The sequence below is a fragment of the Streptomyces yaizuensis genome, from assembly GCF_034961445.1.
Lineage (GTDB): Bacteria > Actinomycetota > Actinomycetes > Streptomycetales > Streptomycetaceae > Streptomyces > Streptomyces yaizuensis.
In genome coordinates this window covers 575,837-601,644 of record NZ_BSBI01000004.1, presented here as the reverse complement: position 1 = coordinate 601,644, position 25,808 = coordinate 575,837, and the positions used below count along the sequence as shown (strand labels likewise).

The 25,808-nt window shown below is 70.7% G+C and carries 25 protein-coding genes; 19 read left to right on the top strand and 6 right to left on the bottom strand.

What is annotated here, in order from left to right; translation table 11 throughout:
- Window positions 1-143 precede the first annotated feature (143 nt).
- Window positions 144-470 (top strand): hypothetical protein, encoded by a 327-nt coding sequence (locus tag SYYSPA8_RS13480; protein WP_323447337.1) that lies wholly within the window; start codon window positions 144-146, stop codon window positions 468-470.
- Window positions 471-1,199: 729 nt separating this feature from the next.
- On the opposite strand, the gene SYYSPA8_RS13475 is transcribed toward SYYSPA8_RS13480, so the two are convergent.
- Both SYYSPA8_RS13475 and SYYSPA8_RS13470 read right to left on the bottom strand, forming a co-directional pair.
- Window positions 1,200-2,303, bottom strand: coding sequence for a hypothetical protein (locus SYYSPA8_RS13475; RefSeq protein WP_323447336.1), 1,104 nt, complete (start codon window positions 2,301-2,303; stop codon window positions 1,200-1,202).
- 189 nt (window positions 2,304-2,492) lie between these two features.
- Entirely contained in the window at window positions 2,493-2,753 is a 261-nt protein-coding gene (locus SYYSPA8_RS13470; RefSeq protein WP_323447335.1) for a hypothetical protein, read from the bottom strand.
- Window positions 2,754-2,864: 111 nt separating this feature from the next.
- On the opposite strand from SYYSPA8_RS13470, the gene SYYSPA8_RS13465 reads away from it, so the two are divergent.
- Both SYYSPA8_RS13465 and SYYSPA8_RS13460 read left to right on the top strand, forming a co-directional pair.
- Entirely contained in the window at window positions 2,865-3,512 is a 648-nt protein-coding gene (locus SYYSPA8_RS13465) for an ArsR/SmtB family transcription factor (protein ID WP_323447334.1), read from the top strand.
- Between the two features lie 100 nt (window positions 3,513-3,612).
- Window positions 3,613-5,139 carry an NHL domain-containing protein gene (locus SYYSPA8_RS13460; protein ID WP_323447333.1) on the top strand — a complete coding sequence of 509 codons (1,527 nt, stop codon included), beginning with the start codon at window positions 3,613-3,615 and terminating at the stop codon, window positions 5,137-5,139.
- A 46-nt stretch (window positions 5,140-5,185) separates the two neighbouring features.
- Here SYYSPA8_RS13460 and SYYSPA8_RS13455 read toward each other — a convergent pair whose 3' ends face one another.
- Both SYYSPA8_RS13455 and SYYSPA8_RS13450 read right to left on the bottom strand, forming a co-directional pair.
- Entirely contained in the window at window positions 5,186-5,683 is a 498-nt protein-coding gene (locus SYYSPA8_RS13455; RefSeq protein ID WP_323447332.1) for a hypothetical protein, read from the bottom strand.
- A gap of 59 nt (window positions 5,684-5,742) precedes the next feature.
- Window positions 5,743-6,840 carry a hypothetical protein gene (locus SYYSPA8_RS13450; RefSeq protein WP_323447331.1) on the bottom strand — a complete coding sequence of 366 codons (1,098 nt, stop codon included), beginning with the start codon at window positions 6,838-6,840 and terminating at the stop codon, window positions 5,743-5,745.
- Window positions 6,841-7,091: 251 nt separating this feature from the next.
- Here SYYSPA8_RS13450 and SYYSPA8_RS13445 point away from each other — a divergent pair, with 251 nt between their 5' ends.
- The 3 genes from SYYSPA8_RS13445 to SYYSPA8_RS13435 all read left to right on the top strand — a co-directional run bounded on the left by SYYSPA8_RS13445 (window position 7,092) and on the right by SYYSPA8_RS13435 (window position 10,637).
- Complete coding sequence (locus SYYSPA8_RS13445; protein ID WP_323447330.1) at window positions 7,092-7,802, top strand: hypothetical protein; 711 nt, start codon at window positions 7,092-7,094, stop codon at window positions 7,800-7,802.
- Window positions 7,803-7,878: 76 nt separating this feature from the next.
- Window positions 7,879-9,699 (top strand): FG-GAP-like repeat-containing protein, encoded by a 1,821-nt coding sequence (locus SYYSPA8_RS13440; RefSeq protein ID WP_323447329.1) that lies wholly within the window; start codon window positions 7,879-7,881, stop codon window positions 9,697-9,699.
- A gap of 329 nt (window positions 9,700-10,028) precedes the next feature.
- Window positions 10,029-10,637, top strand: a complete 609-nt coding sequence (locus SYYSPA8_RS13435; protein WP_323447328.1) for a hypothetical protein — start codon at window positions 10,029-10,031, stop codon at window positions 10,635-10,637.
- A 225-nt stretch (window positions 10,638-10,862) separates the two neighbouring features.
- Here the strand turns inward: SYYSPA8_RS13435 and SYYSPA8_RS13430 are convergent, their stop codons facing one another.
- Together SYYSPA8_RS13430 and SYYSPA8_RS13425 are read right to left on the bottom strand one after the other, a co-directional pair.
- Window positions 10,863-11,210, bottom strand: a complete 348-nt coding sequence (locus SYYSPA8_RS13430; RefSeq protein ID WP_323447327.1) for a MerR family transcriptional regulator — start codon at window positions 11,208-11,210, stop codon at window positions 10,863-10,865.
- Between the two features lie 28 nt (window positions 11,211-11,238).
- The gene (locus SYYSPA8_RS13425; protein WP_323447326.1) at window positions 11,239-12,177 is read right to left on the bottom strand and encodes an aldo/keto reductase; all 939 of its coding nucleotides are present in this window, start codon (window positions 12,175-12,177) and stop codon (window positions 11,239-11,241) included.
- Between the two features lie 556 nt (window positions 12,178-12,733).
- Here SYYSPA8_RS13425 and SYYSPA8_RS13420 point away from each other — a divergent pair.
- From SYYSPA8_RS13420 to SYYSPA8_RS13360, 13 genes are all read left to right on the top strand, one after another.
- The gene (locus SYYSPA8_RS13420) at window positions 12,734-14,935 is read left to right on the top strand and encodes an ATP-binding protein (protein ID WP_323447325.1); all 2,202 of its coding nucleotides are present in this window, start codon (window positions 12,734-12,736) and stop codon (window positions 14,933-14,935) included.
- Window positions 14,936-15,008: 73 nt separating this feature from the next.
- Window positions 15,009-16,544, top strand: coding sequence for a hypothetical protein (locus tag SYYSPA8_RS13415; RefSeq protein ID WP_323447324.1), 1,536 nt, complete (start codon window positions 15,009-15,011; stop codon window positions 16,542-16,544).
- A gap of 138 nt (window positions 16,545-16,682) precedes the next feature.
- A complete protein-coding gene (locus SYYSPA8_RS13410; RefSeq protein ID WP_323447323.1) occupies window positions 16,683-17,258 on the top strand; it encodes a Pvc16 family protein in 576 nt (191 codons plus the stop codon).
- Entirely contained in the window at window positions 17,251-17,568 is a 318-nt protein-coding gene (locus SYYSPA8_RS13405; RefSeq protein WP_323447322.1) for a hypothetical protein, read from the top strand. Before SYYSPA8_RS13410 ends, SYYSPA8_RS13405 begins: the two co-directional genes overlap by 8 nt.
- Window positions 17,569-17,616: 48 nt before the next feature.
- A complete protein-coding gene (locus tag SYYSPA8_RS13400) occupies window positions 17,617-18,927 on the top strand; it encodes a phage tail sheath family protein (RefSeq protein ID WP_323447321.1) in 1,311 nt (436 codons plus the stop codon).
- A 73-nt stretch (window positions 18,928-19,000) separates the two neighbouring features.
- Window positions 19,001-20,104, top strand: a complete 1,104-nt coding sequence (locus SYYSPA8_RS13395; RefSeq protein WP_323447320.1) for a phage tail sheath family protein — start codon at window positions 19,001-19,003, stop codon at window positions 20,102-20,104.
- Window positions 20,105-20,237: 133 nt separating this feature from the next.
- Window positions 20,238-20,678 (top strand): phage tail protein, encoded by a 441-nt coding sequence (locus SYYSPA8_RS13390; RefSeq protein ID WP_323447319.1) that lies wholly within the window; start codon window positions 20,238-20,240, stop codon window positions 20,676-20,678.
- A gap of 91 nt (window positions 20,679-20,769) precedes the next feature.
- The gene (locus SYYSPA8_RS13385) at window positions 20,770-21,183 is read left to right on the top strand and encodes a hypothetical protein (protein WP_323447318.1); all 414 of its coding nucleotides are present in this window, start codon (window positions 20,770-20,772) and stop codon (window positions 21,181-21,183) included.
- The gene (locus tag SYYSPA8_RS13380; protein WP_323447403.1) at window positions 21,180-21,368 is read left to right on the top strand and encodes a DUF6760 family protein; all 189 of its coding nucleotides are present in this window, start codon (window positions 21,180-21,182) and stop codon (window positions 21,366-21,368) included. The genes SYYSPA8_RS13385 and SYYSPA8_RS13380 overlap by 4 nt, the downstream gene beginning before the upstream one ends.
- Before the next feature lie 1,045 nt (window positions 21,369-22,413).
- Window positions 22,414-22,806: a hypothetical protein gene (locus SYYSPA8_RS13375; protein WP_323447317.1), complete on the top strand. Its 393-nt coding sequence runs from the start codon at window positions 22,414-22,416 to the stop codon at window positions 22,804-22,806.
- A 2-nt stretch (window positions 22,807-22,808) separates the two neighbouring features.
- The gene (locus SYYSPA8_RS13370) at window positions 22,809-23,243 is read left to right on the top strand and encodes a phage tail protein (protein WP_323447316.1); all 435 of its coding nucleotides are present in this window, start codon (window positions 22,809-22,811) and stop codon (window positions 23,241-23,243) included.
- The gene (locus tag SYYSPA8_RS13365) at window positions 23,240-23,977 is read left to right on the top strand and encodes a CIS tube protein (RefSeq protein ID WP_323447315.1); all 738 of its coding nucleotides are present in this window, start codon (window positions 23,240-23,242) and stop codon (window positions 23,975-23,977) included. The genes SYYSPA8_RS13370 and SYYSPA8_RS13365 overlap by 4 nt, the downstream gene beginning before the upstream one ends.
- The gene (locus tag SYYSPA8_RS13360) at window positions 23,970-25,787 is read left to right on the top strand and encodes a VgrG-related protein (RefSeq protein ID WP_323447314.1); all 1,818 of its coding nucleotides are present in this window, start codon (window positions 23,970-23,972) and stop codon (window positions 25,785-25,787) included. Before SYYSPA8_RS13365 ends, SYYSPA8_RS13360 begins: the two co-directional genes overlap by 8 nt.
- The last annotated feature ends 21 nt before the right edge of the window (window positions 25,788-25,808 follow it).

Below are 25,808 nucleotides of genomic sequence, written 5' to 3'. Positions count from 1 at the left end.
GCTTGCCGGCCTGTCTCATCCCGCAGTGAGTTTCGGAGCAGCAGCAGAAGCATACGAACGGTCTCGGCCTGGGTATCCTCCGGACCGCCGCCGGTCCCGTCCCGGCCCCGGAGTTTCCGTGAACGTTCTGGGATCATGATGGTGTGACGACAACTCCCGGGCACTCTCGGATCGACGCAGAACTCCAGATCGACGAGATCCGGGGCACCTGCGAGGACAGGGCAGCCGTTGTCGTGCGTTGCATCCGAGGGCCGGTCCGCCTCGGGGCGCGCTTCCACCGCATCCGCCACACCTCAGTCCCGATCGACCTGGAGCTGGCGGAGATCCTCTTCTACGGGCGTCCGGTCGACGAACTCGACCCCTCCCACACCGGCCTCGTGACCCTCCGCGGAGCAGGAACGTCTCTCCTCGCCCCAGGAAACAAAGCTCATGGCTGGCAGATCATCCAGGGTGCAAACCCCTCACCGTGACTCCGCCCGCCCACGGGATTCGGATTCGACCGATCCTCCGGCGTGTCCGTCACGGCGGCGGTCTTCCAGCACGCACGCTTCCCGGGAACCCTGTCCTCGCCGGCAGCGTGGCGACGAGCCGCATGAGGCCGCCCTCCTGCGTGGTGGTCTGCCCCACGCCGAGGAAGCGCCGGCGGCTCGGGCAAGCTGAAGACCACCGTCAAGGCCACCGCCGACGGCTACTGCCGCCACGGCTTCACCGGCACCACGGCCACACCCGCCGCTACCACAGCGGACGACTTCGTCGACGTCGGCTGAGGAACCGACAAAAGCCCCGGCCGGGACCGTCCACAGGAACCCGGCACTGTCAGCCCGTCCCCGCCGGCGGGTCACCCTCGGGGTACCGCACTGCGCCCCGGCAGCAGGGTCATCGGGGCGATGCCGCCGCCGGGCCGGTCGGCGCACCGCCTGCCCCAGGCCGGGAACCGCTGGGCGCCCTCCGGACCGGGGAGCCGGATCAGGGAGCGGGGTCTGGTGCATGGGGTCTCCCCAGGCCCGCCGGCGGACGGGGGATGGGGTCTCCCCAGGCCCGCCAGGGCCGTGGGGACGCATCGCAAGGCAGAGGAATGAGTCCATGCGGTGGGGGTACTCCCCCTGGCTCCGCCGGTGGCACCCCCACCCGGGCCGCCAGGCCCAGGGGGGAGTGCGGTGCCAGGGCACGCGAGCCCAGCAAGATCCAGAAGAGAGGGCCTAGAGGAGGCCGAGTTGCTTGTGCTGCGTGAGGCTGTCGTGGATCTTGCGTAGCCACGGGGTGCGGACGGTCGGCAGTCGCGCGAGGGTGTGTTGGAAGACTCCCCAGTCGACCCGGAACACGTCATGGACGTTCGGAGTGGGCGGGTCGTCGCGAAGGACGCCGTCGGGTATTGGCCCCGATGCGGGGGCGGGCAGTTGCGGCTCGGGGAAGACGAGCCGGAGCCACACCCCGAACGGCAACGGCACCAGGGACACAGAGGCGGCTGGGGCGGCCGGGGTCCATGTCTTCCCGGTCTGCGGGTGGGACGGCACGAGGAGGATGTCGGCGCCTTCGTGGGCCGGTTGTCCCGGTCCGGCCACGGCGGCGCGCCTCCTCGGCCCGCCGGTCGGCAGCAGGGTGTCGAGGGAGTGTCGGAACATCCTGGCGGTCAGGCCGTCCGGTACAGCCACCGCCCGGCCGTTGGAGGCCACCAGGAGGTGGGCGAGCGCCTGCCCGGCTGCCGCCGCCCACTGCGGGCTCCAGTGCCATCGGTCGCCCGCCCGAAACGGCTCTCCCCACGGGGCGATCGGCTCGGACGGGGGCACGCCATCCCCCTCCGTGAGCAGGTCCGCCCAAGACAACGGTCCGGCGTCGGCGCCTTCGACGGGAAGGCGGCGCACGGCGTCCGGGGCGAGCCACACGGCCTGCCAGAGCGAGCAGTCGTCGATCCTGCTCGCCATGGGAAGACCGCACGCCGCGCAGGCCATGTTGGGGCCGTCGCCCCCGTCGAAGCCGCAGCAGGCGCCGCCTCGCTTCTCCGGGATCAGCACGGCGCCACGGATGTCTCCCGGTGCGATGACAACCGCGCCGGACACGCCGTCGGACAGGGCGTGGACTGGCGCGTAGATGCCGCGGGCAGCCGCTTCGTCCGGATCGATCTCCCCCCACCTTCGCCACGGCGGCCCCCAGGGCTCCAGTTCCACGGCGAACGTCCCCGATTCCATGAGCACCGGGAGCTGTAGCCCGTTTCCGTACTTCTGGCGAGCGTGGGCCGGCAGGGCGACCCGGGACAACGGGGCGGTCAGCTCGAAGCCGCACCGCACACACACGAAAACGAACAAACATCCTCCGCTCGGGAAACAGGGCTATCGTCGCAGCTCCGTGGCAGACCGGCCGACGTTTTCCCTTCACTGTGAGGCCGAAGCACAGCCACGACGCCGAGCATCACCGTTCGAATCCTCGACGGGCTCCAGCCTTCCGAAGGTGGTGAACATCTGCTGTCCGTTCTCGTGGACAAAGCCACGTGACGGTCAGTCCAGCTGGTGCGCGTGGGGCGTGCTGCCGCCTTGGCCGGTCTCGTCTGCGGGTCCGGGCAGGAGTTCCAGGCCTTGTCGAATCAGGCGCCGGACGGTCTCCCGCGAGTATCCGGTGCCGTCGATGATGTCCCTCTGGGTGCCGCGGCCGGCTTCGAGAGAGAGCTGGGCGAGTCTGCGGGCGCGGTCGTGGTCGGCTGTGGCGAGTGCGTGGTCGTAGTCCCGGCGGATCCTTGCGGCTGAAGCGCGGATGTCCATGACTCCGATTATGCCTCACGAGGTAGGCCTATCCGACTTGACATGCCTTATAGATTAGGCCTAACTCATAAGGCATTACGCGTGAGGCCGCGTCGCCACGCAGGGCACCCGATGATCACCATCGCCGACCGCACCAGCGTCCACCGGCTCTCCTACGGCTGCTCGCCCCGGTCTGGGACCAGGTGCGGAATCTCCACCACGCCGAGTTCGTGCACCGGGCGGTACGGGTCGCCATGGGTCGCCGAGGAAGGGATCGGCGCGGTGCTGGCCGGGCTGCTGCCCGGGGCCCGGCTGGACGGCGGGGTGTGGGAGCTGCCGGGTCCGCCCCGGGAGGTCCGTCCCGGCGGGTGCGGACTGCTGCTCGTCCCGGCCTTCGACCGGGCCGGCGGTCCGCTCCTCGCCGATCTCCCGGGCCGCCCGGTCGCGGTCACCTATCCGGCGGGCCCCGGCCTCCCGCTCCAGCCGGACGGCTCGACCGGAACCCTCCGCCTGGCCCGGGTGATCGGGCCCACCCGTACCGAACTGCCGCACCTCCTGGACGGGCCGCGCACCACGACCGCGCTCGCCCGGCACCTCCGGGTCAGCGCCGCGACGGTCTCCGCGCACACGACGGCCCTGGGCGGCGCGGGTCTGATCACCGCGGTCCGTACCGGCCGGGCGGTCCTGCACCGGCGTACCGTACTCGGCGGCCTGCTGCTGGCACCGGACGCCCCGACACGTGTCCATGGAACATCAGTACAGAGGTTCACCCATAAGTGATCTTGCCGACGCAACTCCTCCTATGACTTGCTGGGGTTGATCGGCGACCGCCCGTCATGAGCGGTCGTGAACGGTGACGGTGAACGGTGAAGGGATGACCATGAGCACTTCCCCCTCTGCACCCACGGGTGGCGAATCCTCCGCCCCTCCGATCGGCACGGTCGCGGGAACCGGGGTGGCCGGATCCGCCGGGGACAACGAAGCGGCCGTATCGGCTCAGTTGAACCGTCCCTACGGGGTCGCGATGGACAGCGTCGGCACCCTCTACATTGCCGACTACAACAACCACCGGGTCCGGAAGGTCACCACGGACGGGCGGATCGGCACGGTCGCCGGGACCGGTGTGGCGGGATTCCGGGGCGACGGCGGCCCGGCGCTCGCCGCCCAGCTGAACTGCCCGCGCGAGGTGGCGGTGGACAGCGCGGGGTCCGTGTACATCGTCGACGCCAACAACCACCGGGTCCGCAAGGTCGCCGCCGACGGGACGATCACCACCGTCGCGGGCTCGGGTGTCGCCGGCTTCCTGGGCGACGGCGGCCCCGCCACCGCCGCCCGGCTGAACCTCCCGCTGGGGGTGGCGGTGGACGCCGCCGGCTCCCTCTACATCGCCGAGTACCACAACCACCGGGTCCGCAAGGTCACCCCCGACGGAACGATCACCACCGTCGCGGGGACCGGTGTCGGGGGTTTCCGGGGGGACGGCGGCCCCGCCACCGCCGCCCAGGTGAACCGCCCGTTCGGGGTCGCGGTCGACGGCGGGGGCGTCCTCTACATCGCAGACGCCGAGAACCACCGGGTTCGCAAGGTCGCCGCCGACGGGACGATCTCCACGGTCGCCGGTTCGGGCACGGCGGGCTTCGGCGGCGACGGCGGCTCGGCCGTATCGGCCCAACTGAGCTTCCCGCTGGCCGTGGTGGTGGACAGCACCGGCGCGCTCTCCATCACCGACCACCGCAACCAGCGCATCCGGAAGGTCACGGCCGACGGGACGATCTCCACGGTCGCCGGTTCGGGCACGGCGGGCTTCGGCGGCGACGGCGGCCCGGCCGTATCGGGCCAGCTGCACAGCCCGTACGGCCTCGCGGTGGACTCCGTCGACACCCTCTACATCGCCGACCATGTCAACAACCGGGTCCGGCGGATCGCGTCCCCGAGGATGGCCGGGCTGCCCGAGTCGGGCACGGTGGTCTCCTGGGCCAATGTCCGCAGCAGGCTGCGGATGGCAGTGGTACGCGAGTCCGTGAAGGACGGGGCCGAGATCCACCAGTCGCTCGCCGCCGCCCGCGACCACCAGCGGTGGCGGCTGATCGTGGCGGGCCAGGAGGACGGCCATGTCCTCTACACGATCGAGAACGTGCGCAGCGGCAAGGTCCTGGAGGTCGCCGGGGCGCAGAAGGCGGACGGTGTGCCGGTCGCACAACGCGCCTACGAAGGTGGTGGGGCACACCATCAGCAGTGGCGGCTGATCCCGGTGGGCCCCGCGAACGGCTCCCCGAGGGTGTACGAGATCGCCAACCGCAACAGCGGTCTGCTGCTGCGGGTCGACACCAACGCCCGCACGGTGATCAAGCAGTACGGGGCGGACGGCGACCACCGCGGTCGGCAGTGGCAACTGCTCCCTGTGTGACACGCGAAGGGGGCGGGGGCGGCCTCGCCCCCTTCGCCGCCGGGCGCTACGCGGAGCCGGAGGGCTTCTCGGGCTTCTCGGCGGTCGGCTTGGCCGCCTTGGGGGCCTCCGGTGCCTTCGGCGGCTTGGAGAAGTCGCCCTTCTTCGGCCGGTCCGCCAGATCCTCGTCCTGCTGGAGGCCGCTGTGCTCCGTCACCGTCGCACTCGACTCCCTCATACCGGCGGAGGCCGCCCCGGAGACCGAGCCGGGGTTCTGGGCGTACCGGGCCTGCGCGCCGGCCGACTCCTGGGTGGTCCGGATGAAGGAGCCGAGGAAGCCGAGGACGGCCCGTGCCTCGGGAGAGTCCTCCCGTACGACCTTCGCCCGTGAGGAGGCCCCGTGGATCGCGTTGTTGAACAGACTCGGGCAGGTGTCGTCGTAGGTGTCGTCGTCGGCGTCCTCGAAGTCGACGCCCGCCCCCGGCTGGGGTTTGGTGCCGTCCGTGGTCACCGAGAAGAGCCCCGCGCCCTGGCCCGCGAAGCCGAAGATGTTGTCGAACACCATGGTCGTCACCCCTGGTCGTGGTCGTCGTGGTCGTCGTCGTGGCGGTGCCACCCGCCCGGTCATGGCTGCTTGTGCGGTCCCCGCTCGCTCGTCGCGAGTGCCTCGCCGTCGAACATCGTGTGGTGGACCTCCAGCGCGGAGACGACCTCGGCCAGCCCCGTCATACGGAAGCCCCCGCCCGCGAGATCGATATCGCCGATATCCCGGGCGACCAGCTGGTCGACTTCGGGAAGTTCCCCTGACTGCGGGGGAGACAGCACCGCCACCGGTACGGCGTACCGCACCGCGAGCAGCCCGGAGAAGGTCACGGGGATCTCATACGTGTACTGCTTGCGGGTACGCCGCTGGGTGGCGATGGTCTCGACCCGGGAGCCCGGTGGCACCTGGCCGGAGATCTGCGACCGGGAGGCCCAGGTGGTGGTCAGGGAACCGCCGGCGGAGGCCGTGATGCCCAGCGCCAGCTGGGCGTTGAGTGTCGCGCTGCCGGTGGCGCTGCCCTGGGTGGTGAACGCGTTGGAAAAGGTGACTCCGTTGGTGGCCCCGTTGGTGGCCCCGTTCGTCGTCGTCATATCGGTGGTGTTGGCGTTGTCGACCCCGATATTGTCCTTGCTGTTCTTGTTGGTCACGGTGGTGGCGTTCTTGTTGGACATGTCGTTTCTGAGCTGCGTCTGGAGCTGGGTCTGGAGATCCATCCGCAACTGGTTCTGGAGCTGGAGCTGGAGCGAGGCGCTGACATTGCCGCCGAAGGTGAGCTGAGCATTTCCCTGGAGCGACCAGGTGACTCCGTTCGACACCGTGAAATCGATGGAGTCGGTGAAGTTCATGATGGCGGTCTGACTGCGATTTACATAGGCGCGGGAGGAGAAGGAATCGGGTGGGGGCTGGCTGATGTTGCGCCGTTCCTCGATCAGCGGCTCCCCGAGATTCATATAGGCGAGCCAGCCCAGCTGAAAAGCGGAACCGGGGAAATCGCCGAAGCTCGATTTATTCACGGAGAACCCGATGGGTTTGTGCCGCACGCCGTAGTCGTCGACGTAGACCAGGTTGGGGTGGTCCAGGATGGACCGCCAGGCCTGCTCGATATTGAGTTCCCGCAGATTCTTCTTTGTCAGCGGCTGGCGCTTGGAGCGTTCCAGATTGTATGCGTTGGAAGGCATTCCCTGTCCTCGCCTCATTCGGTTCCGAAAGGCGAAGCTAGCATGAGGACCACTGCCCGGGAAGACCACTTCACACATCACGCTCAATCGGGTGACAATCTCTTGCCACGGGCCTCAACCAGCAAGCCGCAAAGGTAACTTGAACCGCCGCCGATCTCCCGGCGCATTGTTCTCGATGTTCTTAATGTTCTCGATGTCCCATTTCCCGGTGTCTCATATTTCCGCATCCCAGAACAGGTGAGGTTTCCGCGATGTACACCCAAGAACGCACGGCGATGGCGAATTTGGTGGTCGGCGGCCCCGTGGCGGTGAACAGCCATGACAACGCCATTGTGGCGGCGCTGGTCGAGAACCGGCCGGTCATGCTCGTCCACGCCTTCAACGGCGGCTATCTGCGGCCCGCCGAACTGAAGGAGGAGAGCCACGACAAGGGCGTCAAGCTGGCCACCGCGCTCGACCCGGCCACCAAGGACGCGCAGGGCCATCTCTGGTACATCACCCCCGGCGGCTTCTTCGGACAGCGCCCGCTGTACTTCATCGAGAGCGCCGCCGGCCAGGTGACGCCCAAGCCCGCCCCGGGCGACGGCGGGCGGGGCGACGACGGGGTGCCCAAGCCGCTGCGGCGGCGGATCACCGCCCACCAGGAAGCGCCGAGGAGCACGGCCGACCTCCTCCAGGTCGGCCTCCCCGACAAGGTGGGCGACAAGTGGCGCGGGAAGAACGGCGCCACCGAGGACACCCAGCTCTGGGTGGTCACGGTGACGCCCTGGGGCGGGATCACCTTTGTGCCGATCACCCACCCCGACGCCATCCTCGGGCTCAAGGACCACACGGTGACGGCCGACAGCGAGGCGCGCCTCACCTACAACTGGGGCGGGGACTTCACCGGGACGGTCATCAACACCTTCTACCCCCGGCTGCCCAGCGAGTGGAACGTCCCCTACCACCACGTCTTCACGTGAGCACCGGCCACCGCCCTACCGAGCCCGTTCCGACCCCACGCCCGTACCGCCTGGATGAGCTGGAAGAGGCAGCGCGATGCCCGTTCCCACGGAAGAACTGAAACTGGAGATCGTCAACGCCGCCACGGGGAGGACCCTCGGCGCCAGGGCCGCCCCGGTCCCGGACGGGGCCCTCGTCGTCCGGGACCTCCCCGACGGCGGGCCGGGCCCGGAGCGGTGGCAGCTCACCCCCGTACCGGGCGAGGACGGTCTGTATGTGATCCGCGACGCCGCCGGTGACAAGGTGCTCGACAACCCGGCCGCCGCCGACCGGGGTATCCGCCGGGCCGCCGCCGCGCCCGGCAGGAAGGGCCAGCGGTGGCGGGTCGTCCCCGTCGAGGGCGGGGCGGGCCTCTACCGTATCGAGACCGCCACCGACGACACCGTGCTCGACCTCGCCGAACCCGGCGCCGGGCCCGGCACCGACGAGACCCAGGTCGTCCTGGCCGGGTACGACGAGGAAGCCGGGAGCCAGCGGTGGCGGCTGGTCCCGGCCGAGCCCGAGCGCACCAGCGATCCCGTGCTGCGCTGGGCACCCCTGAGCCACTGGAACGGCCGCCGGTCCTGGCGCCTGGACCGCTCGCCCGCGCTGCGCCCGGCGCCCGGCGCCGAGCCCTCCTTCAGCGACCTGCTGCTGGTCCTCGAACGGTTCGGGAGCGCGTGGAAGAGCGAGGGCGCCGTCCGGGCCCCCGGCGGACAGCCCTTCTGGTCCGGGCCCGGCACGCGGTTCCTCGCCGACACCACGGGGAAGGGGCGCGCGGACATCGTAGGGATCGACGCCGCCAAGGGGGCCGTGACAGCGGCCTCCCGGGGCGACGGGACCTTCGAGGACGGCGAGAGCGTGCTGCACCGGCCGCTGCCCTCGCCGGCCCCCGGGGACCTGTGGACCCTCGTGGACACGACGGGCGGCGGCCGGACCGATGTGGTCGTCCTCGCGGGCGACGGTGTCCGGGTCTCCCCCCGGGACGAGGCCGGGACCTTCGCCGGCGCCTCCGGCGAACTGGTCCTCAAAGCCTTCGGCCACACCAAGAAGGCGGGCGGCTGGCTCACGGACAAGCACCTCCGCTTCCTCGTGGACACCACGGGAAACGGCAGGCTGGATGTCGTCGGCTGCCATGACGACGGTCTCTGGATCTCCCTCCAGGACGAGGAGGGGAAGTTCGCGCCGCTCACCGACGAACCGGCCCTGCCGGCCTTCGGGCACGACGAGAAGGCGGGCGGCTGGCTCGTCGGCAAGCACCCCCGCTTCCTCGCGGACACCACCGGTGACGGCCGGGCCGATGTGATCGGCTGCCATGACGACGGCGTCTGGGTCTCCCTCCAGGACGAGGAGGGCGGCTTCGCCGAACCCCTCTACATCCTCGACGACTTCGGGACCGACCAGGGCTGGACCTCCATTGCGGACCATCCCCGCTTCCTGGCCGCGACCACCGCCGGCGGCTCCCCGGACCTCGTCGGCTTCGGCCCGCTGGGCGTCGTCGTGGCACACGGCCTCGGCGACGGCACGTTCGGGCCCGCGACACTCGTCCTCAACGACTTCGGTAGCGCCCAGGGGTGGACGGGTGACAAGCACCTCCGCCTCCTCGCCGATGTCACCGGCGACGGCACCCCGGACCTCGTCGGCTTCGGCGACGAGGGCGTCTGGGTCGCGCACGGCAGGGGCGACGGCCGCTTCGACCGGGCCCAGCTGGTCTGCCGCGGCTTCGGATACCACGACGACGCAGGCGCCTGGCGCGTCGACCGCCACCCGCGCTTCCTCGCCGACATCACCGGCGAGGGCCGCGTCGACATCGTCGGGTTCGGCGGCCCAGGGGTGTACGTGGCCCGGAACCTCCACCGCCGTTTCAGGACCCGGTAGCCGGGAGCGATCGGTACAGCCCCCGGAGGGGTGTGGGACACCTGTGAAGAACCCACGCTTCCTCCGGGGGCTTTGTCGCGTCCCGCGCGGCACCGACTCCGTACCGCGCACCATCGGGGATGCCCGGTTCCCGATGCCATCGCCCACCAGCGGACAGTCTCCTGGAACAGGCGCGCGCGTGGTGCGCCGAGCGCGCGCCGGGTCAGCTCCCGGGTGGGTGGCGTGTGCGGGTGAGGAGGTATCGCAGTGCCTCGGCGGGGGTGGCGCATGGTGGTCCGGCGGGTGTTTCGCCGTCGTGGTCGTAGGGGTGTCACTGGTGGTCGTGCCCGGTGCCGGCGTCCCGGGGCAGTTCGTCGGGGTTCGAGCCCGACGGCGAGGAGGCGGAGCAGGAGGTCGGCTGCGCGGTGGACAGCGTCCTGGTGGAGGGCCCGGAGGACGAAGGGGTCTGCGCCGGGGACATCGCGGGGGCCTACAGCGCCACGGCGGGCCTGGCGCCCCAATCCCTCCGGCTGACCTGCCGCGCCGCTGCCCGCTGGGCGCTCCTCCGCGACACCGCCACCCCCGTGCCCATCGGACTCCCCGACCCGTACGAGCCCCTGCTGCTCCTGGTCGGACGGGGCGGGGGCTGGTTCCTCCAGGAGTACCTCGACCTGACCGGCGCGAGCATCCGCCTCGGCACCGTGAAAAGCAACGCCGCGGCCGCGCCGTTCACGACCCTGGATGAGGCGACCCTCGACGCCCTGGACGCCGAGGGCGACATCACCTACTACGCGAAGTCCGACGCCGGCGACCCTCGTTCGAGTCCGCGCGGCATCGTCCGGCGCCGCATCGACGACAAGGACCGGATCTGGGACGAGGCCTTCACCCGCAACCTCCGCCTCGCAGCCGTCGTCGACCGCGTCGGGCTGGGGAGCGGCGGCCGGACACCGGCCGGCTGACGACCTGACGGCCCCGTCCACCCTCCGGCCCGGTGGACAGGCCCGCCCCGGGGACTCCGCGGGGCCGCCTTCGGGATACGGGCCCGGGTGACGGGTGCGTTCGGATCGCGCCCGACCCCAGCGCGGACGATCGGCGGTGGGGAGGGGCCGGGCAGCGGCCTCGCCGGCGGCACCCGGCTGACGCCCCCTCCGGCACCGCCCGCCTGAGAGGGAGCGGGGCGGCCCTCAGCTGTAGTAGCTGATCTTCCCATCGAGGATTTCCATGGCCCGGCACAGCGCCGCCACCCGCTGCTCCAGGGCGCCACGGCGCTCGCGGAGGAAGGCGACTCGCTCCTGTGGAGAGTGCTCGGCGCGCAGGATGGCGACGAACTCCCGCAGATCCCCGATACCGAGACCGGCCTCGCGGAAACACGTGACCAGGCCGATCCAGAAGACGTCGTTCTCGGTGTACTCCCTGCGCCCGCCGGCCGTGCGCCGGATCGGGCCGATGAGCCCTTCACGCTCGTAGTACCGCAGCGTGTCGAGGGAGACGCCGGTGCGGTCGGCGGCCGCCGCCGGGGTGAGGGTGGTCATGAAGCTCCTTCGATGACTGCCGCTGCCGCTACCGTGCTTCGGCGAAGCGGGCCAGGTGCTCGTCGTCGAGCCGCACACCGCGTGCGCCGAGTGCCTCCTCGATCTGCTCCACCCGGCTCACGCCGACGATGGGATCGATCCCCTGCCGCATCAGCCATGCGAGGACGATCTGGTTCCTCGTGGCGGAGAGCTCAGAGGCGACATCGTCCAGGACCGCGAGCACCCGGGTGGTTCCGGAATGATCATAGATTGGCGGAAACGGCTTGTCATCGCGCGCATAGGCACCCCACATCAGCGAGGTGTACGACCACACGGCGAGCCCCTCCGACCGCGCGAGGTCCAGGTCCTCGGGCTGGAGCATGCGGTGACCGGCCTCCGCGACGGAGGCGAGCGGGCGCGGCTGGACGAGCGAGTGGCGCAGTTGCAGACACGTCCACGGCTCCACGCCCAGCTCGCGCGCGAGCGACCGGGCACGCTCGACGCGCCAGGCGGCGTGGTTCGCCGCCCCGACCCGCAGGGCCGCTCCGCTCGCGACCAGCTCGCCGAAGGCGCCGACCGTCTCCTCCAGCGGCACCGTGCGGTCCTCGGCGTGGGCCCAGAGCAGATCGACGTGATCGACTCCAAGACGCCGCAGGCTTTCCTCCGCACCCGCGTGGACGGCACGGGCGGAGAGCCCTTCGGCGCTCTGTGGCCAGGAGTGCGCGACGAGCGGGTTCTGCCGGACCTTTGTCGCGATCCGCACCGCGTCGCGGGCGCCCGGACGGGCCCGGAGCCATGCGCCGATGACGCGCTCGCTGGCGCCGCCGACGCCACTGGGGTCGGCCCAGAAGGAGTAGCAGTTCGCGGTGTCGAGCCAGACACCGCCGCCGGCGACAAAGGAGTCGAGGATCGCGAAGGCCTGGTCGGGGGCGACACGGGTGCCGAAGTCCATTGTTCCGAGGACGACCTGGGGGTCGGTTGTGTACATGCGGCCCATCCTCGGACCTGGAGCGCGCTCCAGGTCAAGAGCGGTGGTGGCGGACGGTCCGGGACCCCTGTGACACGAGCCCACTGCCCGTCGGCCCCGGGGCTTCGACGGGCTGCGCCGCAGCCCCCGCATCGACGGCGCCGCCGACACCGAACCCGGCGATGACACGGCCCGGTTCACCGAAGTGGACGGTGAACGGACTGTCCCCGCGTGAACGGGGCGAACGATCCGCTGCACGGTCTTGCCGACCCGGACGGCGGACTACCCCCGCAGGCGGGGCTGCCCCCTCGCGACCCTGTCACGTGATCACGCTGTCTCCGGCTACCCGCCTCAGGACAGCTCCCCGAGTGCTCCCACCGTGCCGGCGTCGAGTGGCGCCGCGTTGGCCGATCGCGTTGGCCGATCGCGTTGGTCAGCACCGTATCCGTCGGGTATTCCGTGCGCGCTCCGGTCGCCCGAAGGGGCAGCCGGACGTGAACCGCCGGGGCACCAAGGGCCACTGGGCGCAGCCGGGCGGCGGGCGGAGGCTGAGGGGCGAGCGGGAGGAGGGGGCCGTATGAGCGCACCGGCTGACGGCGGCCCGGGCGGCCGGCCGCCCGGCGACAGCGGCGAGGATCACGACGTCGTCTATCTCTGCGGGCGGGTCGCCGCGGTGTGGGAGCGGCTGCTGTCGTACACCACCGCCCGGGCCGGACGGTCCAGGGCAGGGGGGACGAAGAGCGGTCTGTCCGCGATCGGTTCGGCCCTCGCGCAGGTCATGGAAGGCCCCCGGTACACCGCACCCCGTTCCGTACCGGACGAGTCCGCGGTGCGGGCGGCCGTCGAGGCCCGGGGAGACGCCGCCGAGGAGTCCGGGAAGCGGCTGCGGCTGCGGACGCTGGAGCAGCGGTACGGACTCAGCGCCGGGCAGACACAGGCGCTGGTCCTGATTCTCGCGCCGGAGATCGACGACCGGTTCGCCCTCTGCTTCGACCGGCTCTCCGGCGGCCGGTCCGGCCATGCTTCGGTCGGCGTCATCGCCGATCTGCTGCCCGGTGTCTCCCTTCGTGAACTCCTCTCACCCCAGGCGCTGCTGCGGGACTCGGGCCTCATCGACATCGTCGCCGGCCGGGAGCCCGCCGCACAGCACACGGCGCGGGTGCCCCGGCGCGTACTGCTCCATCTGCTGGGCGACGACGCGCCGGCCCCCCTGCTGGAGCCGTACACGGCCCTCACCGACCCTCCCGGGCCCCGACTCCCCTACGACAGGGAGCTGGCCGCCGCCCTCGGCACCGCGACGGGCACGGCGCCCTTCGTCTATGTGCGCCAGGCCGCCGGGGCGGACTGTCTTCCGGCGATCGGCGGGGGCCTGGGCGGGACGGTCCATCTCGATCTCCGCCGGACCCGCCCGGACACCGACCTCACCGCCGTGCTCCATGGCGCGCTGACCGAGTGCTGGCTGCGCTCCCGCACGCTGGTGATCGGGCCGCTGGGCGAGCCGGCCGACGAGGAGGAACGCCGGGCCGTCGTCCGGGCCCTGACCGGCGGTGCGCGGGGAAGGGGTGTGCCGGCCGTGGTGTTCGGCGCGGCCGACTGGCACGCGGCGGCCGGTGAACCGGTTCCGGTGGTCCTGCCGTGCGCGGCACCCGGCCACGCGCAGCGGCGGGCCGCATGGGCCGCGGCACTGGGCCCGGACCTCTGCGCCACGGAACTGGACGCGATCCGTATCCCGCTGTCCCGGATTCCTTCGGCGGTACGCGCGGCGGCGGCGCAGGCACAGGCGCGGGCCGAACCCCTCCAGGCACGCCATGTGCACAACAGTGTGCGGCTCTGTACCGCCCCCGAACTGGAGCGGCTGGCACGCCGGATCACCCCCTCGGCCCGCTGGGAGGACCTGGTGCTCCCGGCGCGGCAGCGGGAGCAGCTGCGGAACCTCGCTGTGCGGGCCCGCAACCGGGACCTGGTCATGGGCGACTGGCGGATCCGGGAGCGTGCGGGCGTCGGGCGGGGCGTGGCGGGTCTGTTCAGCGGGGCACCCGGTACCGGTAAGACGCTCGCGGCGGAAGTGCTCGCCGGTGTGCTGGGCGTGGACCTCTTCGTGGTGGACCTGGCCATGGTCGTGGACAAGTATGTGGGCGAGACGGAGAAGAATCTCGCCCGGGTGTTCGACCAGGCGGCGGGGCTCAACGCGGTGCTGCTCTTCGACGAGGCCGACGCGCTGTTCGGGACGCGTACCGAGGCCAAGGACCACCACGATCGCCACGCGAATCTGAAGGTCGCCTATCTGCTCCAGCGCATGGAGTCCTTCGACGGCCTCGCCATTCTGACCACCAATCTGCCCAACGCCGTGGACCAGGCGTTTCTGCGCAGACTCGACGCGGTGGTGGCTTTCCCCGACCCCGGCCCCGAGGAGCGCGCCCTGATCTGGCGGGTGTGCCTGCGGGGGAAGATCCCGCTCGCCCCGGGCATCGACACCGAGGTCCTCGGCCGCCATCTCGATCTGCCGGGCGGTGAGATCCGCCGGTGTGTGGTGACCGCCTGCTACCGGGCGGCGGCCGAACAGCGGGCCGTCACCATGTCCGACCTCGTGGACGCGGCGGCCGAGGAGTACCGCAAGCTCGGCCGGCTCGCCCGGGACACCGCGTTCGCGCCGTGCCGGGCCGCCGCCGACGCGGTGGACACTGCGGCCCCGGCGGCCCCGGACGGACTCGGTGGCGGTGTCCCGAGCACCCCGGCGGAGACCGCGGACGCGGTACTCGGGACCGTTCGCACGGGGTGATGCCCGGCGCGCGGGACGGAAGAACGGACAGGGCGCATCCACGTTGCCACCACACTCAGGGAGAGGATGGACGATGCCAGGGAGCAGAGGGCGCGACGCCGCCGAACAGAGGGCCGAAGAGATCCGGCAGAGCGTGTCCGCGGTCGCGGAGGCCGTCCCCGAGCGGGTCGGGGACGCACGGGAGCCGATCGGCAATGTGGTACAGGAGGACCCCCAGCCCTGGGCCTCCGCTCGGACCGGCGATGCCCGCGACGCCTGGTCCACCCTGACTTGGTACAACATCTACCGGAGGGTGGGCGCGAGCCCGCCAGCCCTCGAACGGGCACGACAACTCAGAGCCTCGGACCGATCGACGACGGTCAACCTGGCGCTCGGCCCCGAGCGCAGGGTCGCCGGACTGCTGGGGTGGGAACCCTGGCAGCTGCGCGCCGGCCTCAGCACGACGCTGCTCTTCGGTCCGAGGGTCGTGGTGGCCCTCATCCGCAAGGTTTTCGGCGCGCTCGCCGACACGAGACTCGGCCGGTCCGTGCAGGCCAGGTTGGAGTCTTTCCGCGGCCTTCCGGAGAGGGCCCGGCTCGAAGAAGGACCCAGACACGAAGAGCAGGCCGAACTTCGTGAGGAGAATTGGCGAGCCACCTTCGAGGCGGAGTTGCTGACACTCTCGCCGGAGAAGGTGCAGCGCCTCATCAAGGATCTCGCCGCCGTGTCGCCACAGGACGATGTCCTGAGTGCGAAGCTGGCCTTGGCCAAGGAATTCACCGTAGTCCAGGACGAGGCGCTGTCCGCCAGTGACGAGGCCGCCCTCCGCGAAGCGAGCCAGGGAACCTTCTCCTGGGGGGCTTTCCTCCAGCACAATAAAAAGCGGCGCACTGCCGCTATCCAGAGGCACACCGAGGAGATAGACCGGCTCACTGAGGACTCCGCATCGGTACCCAGCCGGTTCATCGCCAAACTGGCCGGCCGGGGAATGCCCAAGGCTGTCCGCGCTGCCACCATCTCCGAGCACACCCGGACCCGCGAGCAGATCACGAACGAAAAGGAGATTTTGTATAAGGAGGCGGGGGTTCTCAAGTTCCTGCTTCTCTACCTCTTCTCCGGTATTTCGCCGCGTACAGCCTCCTCCCGTATGGCGCGCCTGAACGAGGGGGATCTGAAAAGGCTCCTCCAGTATGTGGAAGGGGTGGTCGCAGCGGCACCCGGTCGGGATACGGGTGTGCTTCAAGGATGGGGCAAACAACTAGGACGCGAAGCCGGCGTGCGCGAAGCCGTGCTTGGGATAGCCAAATACGGTATCCAGCAATCCAAGGACAAGTTGAAGGGAGTGCTGTCAAAAAATCAGAAAAGTGCCATCAGGATCAAGGAAGGGCTGGACCTATACGCTCCGCGCCTGCTTGAGCGCTATGGCCTGAAATCCCCCTCCCAGGATACGCAGGACAAGCGGAGATTGGGCGAGGAGCTCATGCGGTCCACAAACAGCGAAATCGCCCAGGCGCTGGAACAGCTTGAGATGATTGAATCCGACGAAACGTCCGACCGCGTGGCCGGCGCCGAGCGACTCTTTCAGGCCAGGAGCAGGTTGGAAAGAACTCAGATCCCCGTGACCACCTGAGCCCTCATATGAACACCCGCCCCCATCGCCGAAAAGCACTGGGGTGCGACGGGCGCGCGGGCACCCCGAGCAGGCGCCGGCTTCCTCCTCCGGCACATGAGTACACCTGGCAACGGAAAGAGGGGAAGGGAGACCACAGTGATCGAGACGATCACCAACGCACTTCAGGCGATCCTCAAAACCGTCCGAGTCGAGAGTGAGCCGGTCAAGTTAACCCTGCTCGCACCGACCAAGGACAATGAGCAGAGCATAACCGGCGCGAACCTCTATCTGTACGAGATCCGCGAGGCGGTGCAATCCCGGGAGGCCGGCCAGCTGTCGGTGGACAAGAAGGCCGGAACGTTCCGTCCCCCTTACCGATTCTTCACCTACTCATATATGCTCACCGCCCACAACGAGAAGCCGGAGGACGCTCATTCGGTCCTCGATCAGTTTCTGCTCGGATTTGTGGCTCTCGACTATCTGGATCTGAAGATCGACAAATCCGAACCACCCCTCCGGGTACAACTCGAACTGAACCGGCCACCGGCTGAGGTGGGTTCGCTCGGGAATCTCTGGACCGGGCTGGGGAGTTACCTCCGGCCGTTCCTGGACATCGCGGTGACGGCTCCCGTGATCGGGGCCGGTACAGAGACGACGGAGAAGCTGCCGCGAGAGATCGTACTGACCACAGAGGCGCGGGCCGATGTCTCCCGAGGCGGCTCCGATGCCTAGCCTCCTGCTCGCGACCACTCCGGTCACCTGCTCGCACGAGGCCCCCGTCGTTCCCGTCCCGGGGGTGGAACAGACGGTACTGAAAGTCAACGGGGTGCCCGTGGCGGTGCTCCCGATGTACACGGGGGCCACCGTCACAGGCTGTCCACAACAGCCCGTGCCCTGCGCGACGGCGGCGGCACCGCTGACCGGGATCTCCACGGCCCTGCGGGTGAACGGGCAACCGGCGCTGCTCCTCACCCTGACAGGCCTGACCAACGCCGGGACCTACAAGGCGCAGGGCCCGCCCTCGTCCGTCACCAGTGTCTGAACGCCCGCCCCGAACCAGGTCTCCGCGCCACCGACCCAAGGAGGACATATGAGCAGCTCGGCTCCCCCCGGTGTCACCGTCACCGAGGTGCCCAGTGGCACCCGTCTCATCGCGGGCGCCACGACCTCCGTCGCGGCGTTCGTCGCGGCACGGACGCCCGGGGTGGCGAGGTATCTGCAGAGCTGGAGCGATTTCACCACGTACTACCCCGAGGCGGGTGTGGTCAAGATGGCGAGGAAGGACACCTATGTCTCCGCGGCCGTGGCGGAGGCGGTGTACGGATTCTTCCTCAACGGCGGTTCGCAGTGCTGGATCGTTCCGGACGGCACCAAGACCTCGGCGGAGAAAAGTTCCTCTCCCCCGGCGGCACCGGCGGAATCCCCAGCCGAACAGCCGGTCTCCGACGGCGGGTCGGGCGAGACCGAAGGGAGCACGGAGAGCAGCGAAGCCAAGGAGCCCACCAAGCCCGCGAAGACTACGAAGCCCACGGGTACCAAAGGCACCGAGGACAAATCCCCTCCGGTGGACCCTGCGGCCGCCGCTGTCGCCCAGCTCGAAAAGCTGTCCGACGTCTCCATCGTGGTGACCCCGGATCTCACCGGCGGAGAGCCGAACCAGCCCTACGCGGCCCACTGCGCGGCCATGGGTAACCGGGTCCTGATCGTGACACTCGACCAGAAGGCGACCGCGAGCAAGCCGGTCGATCTGGGCTCGGGCAGAGACTACGTGGCGATCTACCATCCCTGGATCGTCGGGCCCGGAAGGTCCCAGGCCAGCACTCCGTTTCCGATCGCCCCGGGTGGGCACATGGCCGGGATATGGGCGCGGGTGGACGCCCAGCGCGGAGTCTTCAAGGCCCCGGCGAACGAGCCGGTGAACGGGGCCATCGCACTGGCCCAGATCGTCTCGGACACCACACAGGTGGCGTTCCAGTCCCAGGGCGTCAACTGTCTGCGGGTGTTCCCCGGCACCGGTCCCCTGGTCTGGGGCGCACGGACCGCTGCCGACCCCTCCGACTCGGACAACGTCTACCTCAACGTACGCCGACTCCTCTGCTTCCTCGAAGAGTCCATCCGCCGCGCCACCACCTGGGCCGTCTTCGAACCCAACGACGACCGCCTCTGGGCGAGCCTCCGCGGAACCGTCGGCACCTTCCTCACCGAACAGTGGCGACAAGGCGCACTCATGGGACAGACACCCACCCAGGCCTTCGCCATCACCTGCGACAGCACCAACAACACCCCCGCCGTCATCAACGCCGGACAAGTCGTCTGCGACATCGCCGTCGCCCCCGTCCGCCCCGCCGAATACGTCACCTTCACCGTCACCCAGCAGGCGGGCGGAACAGCGACGGCATAGCCCACCGGCCACCGCTCCCCGGCCCTCACCATCCCCCTCACCCCGAGCGACCGCGACAGGAAGAGGAGAGAGCATGACCACCCCACTCGCCCCCGGCGTCAGCGTCATCGAAAAGTCCAGCGGAACCCATCTGATCACGGGCGTCGGCACCTCCACCGCGGCGTTCGTCGCGACAGGCGTGGACGGCGACCCCCAGCAGTTGCAGAGCTGGAACTCCTTCGGCGCGGTGTACCTCGATCCCAAGGCCACTACCAAAGTCTCGGCCGCGGTACAGGAGGCCGTCTACGGCTTCTTCGCCAATGGCGGCACCGAATGCTGGGTGGTACCCGACGGCACCGACACCGGAGGCAAGGCGCCCGACCGGCTCGCTCTGCTGGATGTCTCCATCGTCGCCGCGCCCGATCTCACCACCGCCGTCGCGTACCAGACGCTCGTCACCCACTGCGCGACCATGCGCAATCGCGTCATGATCGTCACACTGCCGGACGACACCTACACTCCGAGTGAACCCGTCGCTCCGGTGCTGGGCGCCGGCAAGAACTACGCTGCGGTCTACTACCCCTACCTGAAGGGCCCCGGCAGTACGGGCACATCACAGACCATCTCGCCCTGCGGATACATCGCCGGTGTCTGGGCACGGGTGGACGCGCAGCGCGGAGTCTTCAAGGCCCCGGCGAACGAGGTGCTCAACGGGGTCACGGCACTGACCCAGACCCTCTCGGACACGACCCTGGCGAGTTTCTACGGTGTCGGTGTCAACTGTCTGCGGGTGTTCCCCGGCACCGGTCCCCTGGTCTGGGGCGCACGGACCGCCGCCGCCTCCTCCGACTCGGACAACGTCTACCTCAACGTACGCCGACTCCTCTGCTTCCTCGAAGAGTCCATCCGCCGCGCCACCACCTGGGCCGTCTTCGAACCCAACGACGACCGCCTCTGGGCCAGCCTCCGCGGAACCGTCGGCACCTTCCTCACCGAACAGTGGCGACAAGGCGCACTCATGGGACAGACACCCACCCAGGCCTTCGCCATCACCTGCGACAGCACCAACAACACCCCCGCCATCATCAACGCCGGACAAGTCGTCTGCGACATCGCCGTCGCCCCCGTCCGCCCCGCCGAATACGTCACCTTCACCGTCACCCAGCAGAATCCGGCGACGCCGGCCACCGCCGGCTGATCCCCATATCGTGCGGTGCGCCCGCTGCCGCCCCCGTGGCGCGGCCTCCCGGTACGGCCGTACCGGCGCCCATACCCCCTGACCAGTCCATCCGCAGGCCGGGCCGGCTGCCCGGCGAGGTAGGAGTAGCCCGATGAACTACGGCGAGATCATCACCGCGCACAGCTTCAGTGTGTCGCTGGGGGCGTTCCAGGTCGAGACCGTGCAGGAGATCTCCGGGCTCGTCGTCGAGCAGGAGGTCGTGGAGGCCCGCCATGTCACGGCGACGGGTCAGCTGGTGGTGAAGAAGCAGCCCGGTATCCGCCGGACCGGAGAGGTCACCATCACCCGTGGTCTCGACACGAGCAGCGCCTTCAGCGACTGGATCAACAGGTCCCTGGTGCAGGCGGACTACGACGGAGCGCGCCAGAATGTGTCGATCGTGATCCGCGACGTCCACCGGAACCCGGTCCGCTCGCTGCATCTGAGCAATGCCTGGGCCAGCCGCTGGGAGGGGCCCGCTCTCCAGGCCGGGTCGAGTGCGGTGGCCACCGAGCGCGTCACGCTCGCCTTCGACGACATCAATGTGGAGTGAGCCCCCTCCCGGCACACCCCTGTCCGGCCGGCACGGGCCTCGGCGTCCGCGTCCCGCCGCCCCGGCCCCGACCTTGAGGAGTGGCTGAATCATGCTCGCTGGAACGGAGGGCGCCCCCACGGGGCGCGCTCAGGCCATCCGTACCGAATTCGACTTCACCCTGCCGGTGGGGTACCACGCCCGGGACGGCGGTGTGCACACCTCCGGGACGATGCGCCTCGCCACCGCCCGGGACGAACTGGCGCCGCTGATCGACCAGCGGGTGCGGGAGAACCCCGCGTATCTGGGGATCGTCCTGCTCAGTCTGGTGATCACCCGGCTGGGAACGCTGTCCGAGGTGCGGCCCGACCACATCGAGGGGCTGTTCGCCGAGGATCTCGCGTATCTGCAGGACTTCTACCACGAGGTGAACGGGGTGCGCTCCCAGCCGCGTCAGGTCGCCTGTCCCGGTTGCGGCATGCCGTTCGAGGTGGCCGTCGGCGGTGAGCGCCTGGGGGAATCCTGACCTGCCCGCCCGACCGGGTCTATGAGGAGATCGCGTACATCAGCTACCACTTCCACTGGCGGCTGGCGGATGTCCTGGACCTGGAGCACGCGCAGCGAGCGCGCTTCGTGCGGGAGATAGCCCGGTTGAACGAACGGATCAACGGCGAGAGCGGGGAGAAGGGACACGATGACCGGGGATGGTGAGCCCCCCGAGGCGGTGGAGCCGGCGGCGGGGGCCGGGTGCCGGATGGGGGTGCCTCCGTTGCTCGTCCGCTCCGGGCTGTTCCACCGGCGGCTCACGGCCTGGCGGCCGCTGTCGACGGCCGCGGCCGCGCGGCACGTCCGCGTCCGGGTGCTGCCCACCAGACTGTCCGCCCGCACCCACGCGGCACGGGAGAGCCGGCTGCCCGGCTCTCCGGGCCCGCTGACGCTGGTCCACGGCCCCGGATGGGGACGGAACGGGGACGGTACCCCGGGGCCGGCCTCTCCTCGGGGACCGGAGGCAACCCGTCCCCCGCGCCAACCGGCTCCGGGGTGGCCCTCGGCCGACACCCCGGTGGGGCGGAGCGGGCCCCTCCGGTGGCAGGGGTCGCAGAGGCCGCAGAGGCCGCAGGAACGGCGGGGCGGCCCCGAGGGAGCGGGGTCCGAGCCCCACCCGGGACCGCTCGGGGAACGGGGGCATCAGCCGGCGCCACCGGGCACCCGGGTGGCCCGTACGGTACCGCCCGCCCCTCAGCCAGCCCGCACGGCACCACCCGTCCCCCAACCAGCCCGTACCGCACCACCCACCCCCCAACCAGCCCGTACCGCACCACCCACCCCCCAACCAGCCCGTACCGCACCACCCACCCCCCAACCAGCCCGGACGGCGGCCGACGAGCGCGGAAGTCCGGCCGGCCGGCCGTCGATGCCGGTGGTGGGCCGCCCGCTCCCCGCGAGGGCGTCCGTCCCGGCCCCCGTCGACCAGCGGCCCATGAGCCCGCGCCCCTTCGGCGCACCTCCCTCCGGCCCGGCGCCCGCGCCGCCACGACCACGCACCCGCGACGGCGAGTACCCGGTCGCCCCGATCGCGCCGCCGCCCGGGCGGAACCGGACCCCGGTGGCGTATCCGCCGACGGCACCCGCACCACCCCATGGCCGGCGGCCACCCGAGACGCCCGGCCCCCCTCCCCCGTTCCCACCGAACCTGGCGGCACCCGGCACACCCGCCCCGCGAGGACGCGCGCTCCCCGACCCGGCGCTCCCCGTGGTGCGCCACACCCGACCCACCCCGCCCACAGAGCAGCCGGACCACAGCCGCCCGGCCCCGCCGCAGCTCCCGAAGCCGCTGACGGCGGCACGGACCGCCGCCGATCCCCGGGCACCGGACCACGGCCCCCTCCGCTCCCCGGCCCGGCCCGAGACCCGGAACGAGTCGCGGCACGAGTCGCGGCACGAGACCCGGCACGAGACCCGGCGGCGGAACGAGGAGCTGGCCCGTGAGCTGATCGACCGTCATCTGGCCACGCTGGTCGACGCACTGCTCCCGGCGCTGCGCCGGGCGACCGTGCGCGAGCCCGTCCGCCCCGACGACTCCGGTCTGCTCTTCCCCTTCGACACCCAGACAGCCAACCGGGTTCCTCAGCAGCCCGTCTGGAGGTGACCGTGGCACTCGACCCCTTCGCGACCACCAGCATGTTCCACGTCAGTATCGGCGGGCTGAGCCTCGGCGACTTCAGCGGCTGCTCCGGCCTGGGCTGCGAGATCGAGACGGAGACCCGGCACGAGGGCGGGGTCAACGGGCACGCACGGCGGTTCCCGAGCCGGATCGGCTATCCGAACATCGTGCTGACGCGGCCGTTGTCCCGTGCCAGCGCGCTGATCTGGGTGTGGCTGGAGAGCCAGACCGTACGCGTCGTGCGCAGCAGCGCCGCCATCACGGCGCTGGCCCCGGACCGCACCCCGATCCTGGTGTGGGGGCTGACCGGGGTCCTGCCGTGCCGCTGGAACGGGCCGGCGTTCGACGTCGGCCACTCCCAGCCCGCGGTGGAGACCCTGGAACTCAGCCACGAGGGCTTTCTGGAGGTGACGGCACCATGATCGCCGAGCTGCTGGGCGGCGGCCTGGTCCATGCCTCGCTGGCGCTGTTCGAGCCGCCGAGCACACCACGGATGAGCTGCGGAACCCCTCTGGGGCGTATCCCTCTGCAGTTCAACCCCGATCGCGTACGGCTGCGCAAGAGCGCCGCGTGGGCGCGCACCGAGGAGAAGTACGCGGCGTCCGTGGCGACCCCCGAGTTCCTGGGGCCGCGTCCCGCCGAGGTGAGCCTGGAGGTCTTCCTCGACGCCACCGACAGCCTCGACGGGCATGTGGAGACGGAGGTCGCGCAGTTGCTGGCGTGTTGCCGTCCCACGGACGCGAGCGCCGCCGCGAGCAAGCCGAGCCCGCCGTGCGTACGGCTCGAATGGGGGCACTCCCGTACCTTCGCCTTTCTGGCGTTCATCACCTCGGTGGACATCGAGTACACGCTCTTCTCCCCGGACGGCGCTCCGCTGCGCGCAGTCTGCTCGCTGGCGATGGAGGAGATCGGCGGCAGCCCTCCGCAGCAGAATCCGACCTCGGGAACACCGGACGCGCTGCTCAGCCATACGCTGGTGGACGGCGAGGATCTGCAGTACCTCGCCTGGCTGTCGTACGGCGATCCCACCCTGTGGCGGACCATCGCGGCGGCGAACGAGGTGCTCGATCCGACGCGTCTCGCGCCGGGCACCCAGCTGATCATTCCCCGTCTCGACGCCGAGGCGCCGCCCGCCCCGGGGGTGGGCGATGCCTGACCGTACGAACAGCGCCTCGATGCTCGTCGACCTCCAGGGCCCGTTGCCCGGCGCATGGCAGCAGGCGCTGGGCCGGGTGGAGATCACGACCACGCTGGGTCTGCCCGCCCGGGCCGGGCTGCGGTTCCGGGATCCGCGCCGCCGGCTGCTCGTCGAGCTGGCCGTCGCCATCGGGGTGCCGGTCACGGTCGCCGTGGTGAGCAGCGGGGCCGCCCGGCCGGTCAGGGTGTTCAGCGGCGAGGTGACCGGTTTTGAGCATCAGAGCGATCGTACGGGCTCGTTCACCGTGGTCCAGGCGATGGACCGGGGCCATCGGATGATGCGCGGGCGGCGGATCGCGGCGCATGAGGACACCACCCTGGGCGCTGTCGTCAGCCTGCTCGCGGAGCGGGCCGGCCTCACGGCGGGGGCGATCTCCGGCGGCGACGAGGAGTTCACCCATCTGTGCCAACCCGATGTCAGTGACTGGGAGTTCCTCCAGATCCTGGCATCGGAGCGGGGCACGGTGGTCACCGTCCACGACGGCGCGCTCGCGTTCAGCGGCTTGAAACCGGCCTCCGAGGCCCCCGTGGCACCCGGTCCCCGTGCCGACCTCCCGCCCGGAGTGCTGGCGTACGGGCGCAATCTCCGTTCCCTGCGGGTGGCGGCCGAGTCCACGGGGCTGGCGGCGGGCGTGGATGTGCGCGGCTGGGACCCCACGGCGCAGGAGCCGCTGGTCGCCCCCGTACTGGTCACCGAAGCCGCCTCCGTCCAGACCGGTGTGACCCCGGCGGAGGCGGCGGAGCTGTTCGGCGCGGGCCGGATCACCGTGCCCGCCACCTGGCATCCGACACAGGCCGGTGTCGACGCCCACGCCCGGGCCACCGCCACGGACATCGCAACCGCCTTCGCAGAGCTGGAGGCGGAAGTGACGGGTGCCCCGAACCTGGTGGCGGGTGCGCCGGTCACCCTGTCCGGGGTGGGCGCCCCGCTGGAGGGCAAGTACACCGCCACGGACGTGACCCATGTCTACGCGCCCGAGGGCGGCTTCACCTCCCGGGTGCTGCTCAACAGTCGGCCCGTGGGGGCGTGGAGCCGGCCTCTCGGCCAGGGCGTCGCCCCGGTGGTTCCCGGGCTGGCCGTCGCGGTGATCGCCACGGTCCGGGAACCGGCCGCCGAAGCGGTGGGCTGGGTCAGACTCACGCTGCCGTGGCTCTCCGACGACTACACCACCGACTGGGTGCGGGTGGCGGCACACGGCGGGGTCGTGCTGCCCGCCGTCGGCGACGAGGTCCTCGTGGGCTTCGAGAGCGGGCGGCTGGACCGGCCTTTCGTCGTGGGGCGGCTGTACAACCCCAAGCAGCCGCCGGTACGGGCCCAGAAGCCGTTCCTCGACTCCGAGGGACGGGCGGGTGTCCTGGCGACCTGGGAGAACCGGGCGGGCGACGGTATCGACCTCCTGGACGGGGAGGAGGCCGCCGGGGTGGTCATCAGCGACAAGGAGGGCACCCTCGCCGTCGCCGTCGACCGGCACGACGCGCTGGTCCGGCTCACCGCGGGGAGCACCACGGTCGAGGTGGCCAAGGACGGCGCGGTCACCGTGAAGGCCGGGGAGTACAACGCCGCGGTGGACCCCCAGTCGGGTGTGTCCTGCAAGGTCGGGGCATCGGAGATCGCGGTCTCGGACAGCAAGGTCTCCCTCAAGAGCGGTGTCGCGGAACTCGTCCTCGACTCGTCCGGAGTCTCCCTCACGAACGGTGCCACGAAAATCGTCGTCGGCGCGGCCGGGATCACACTGGCCGGAGCGAGTGTCGACATCAACCAGGCGTGAGCGGCGGGCCGGGAGCCCGCG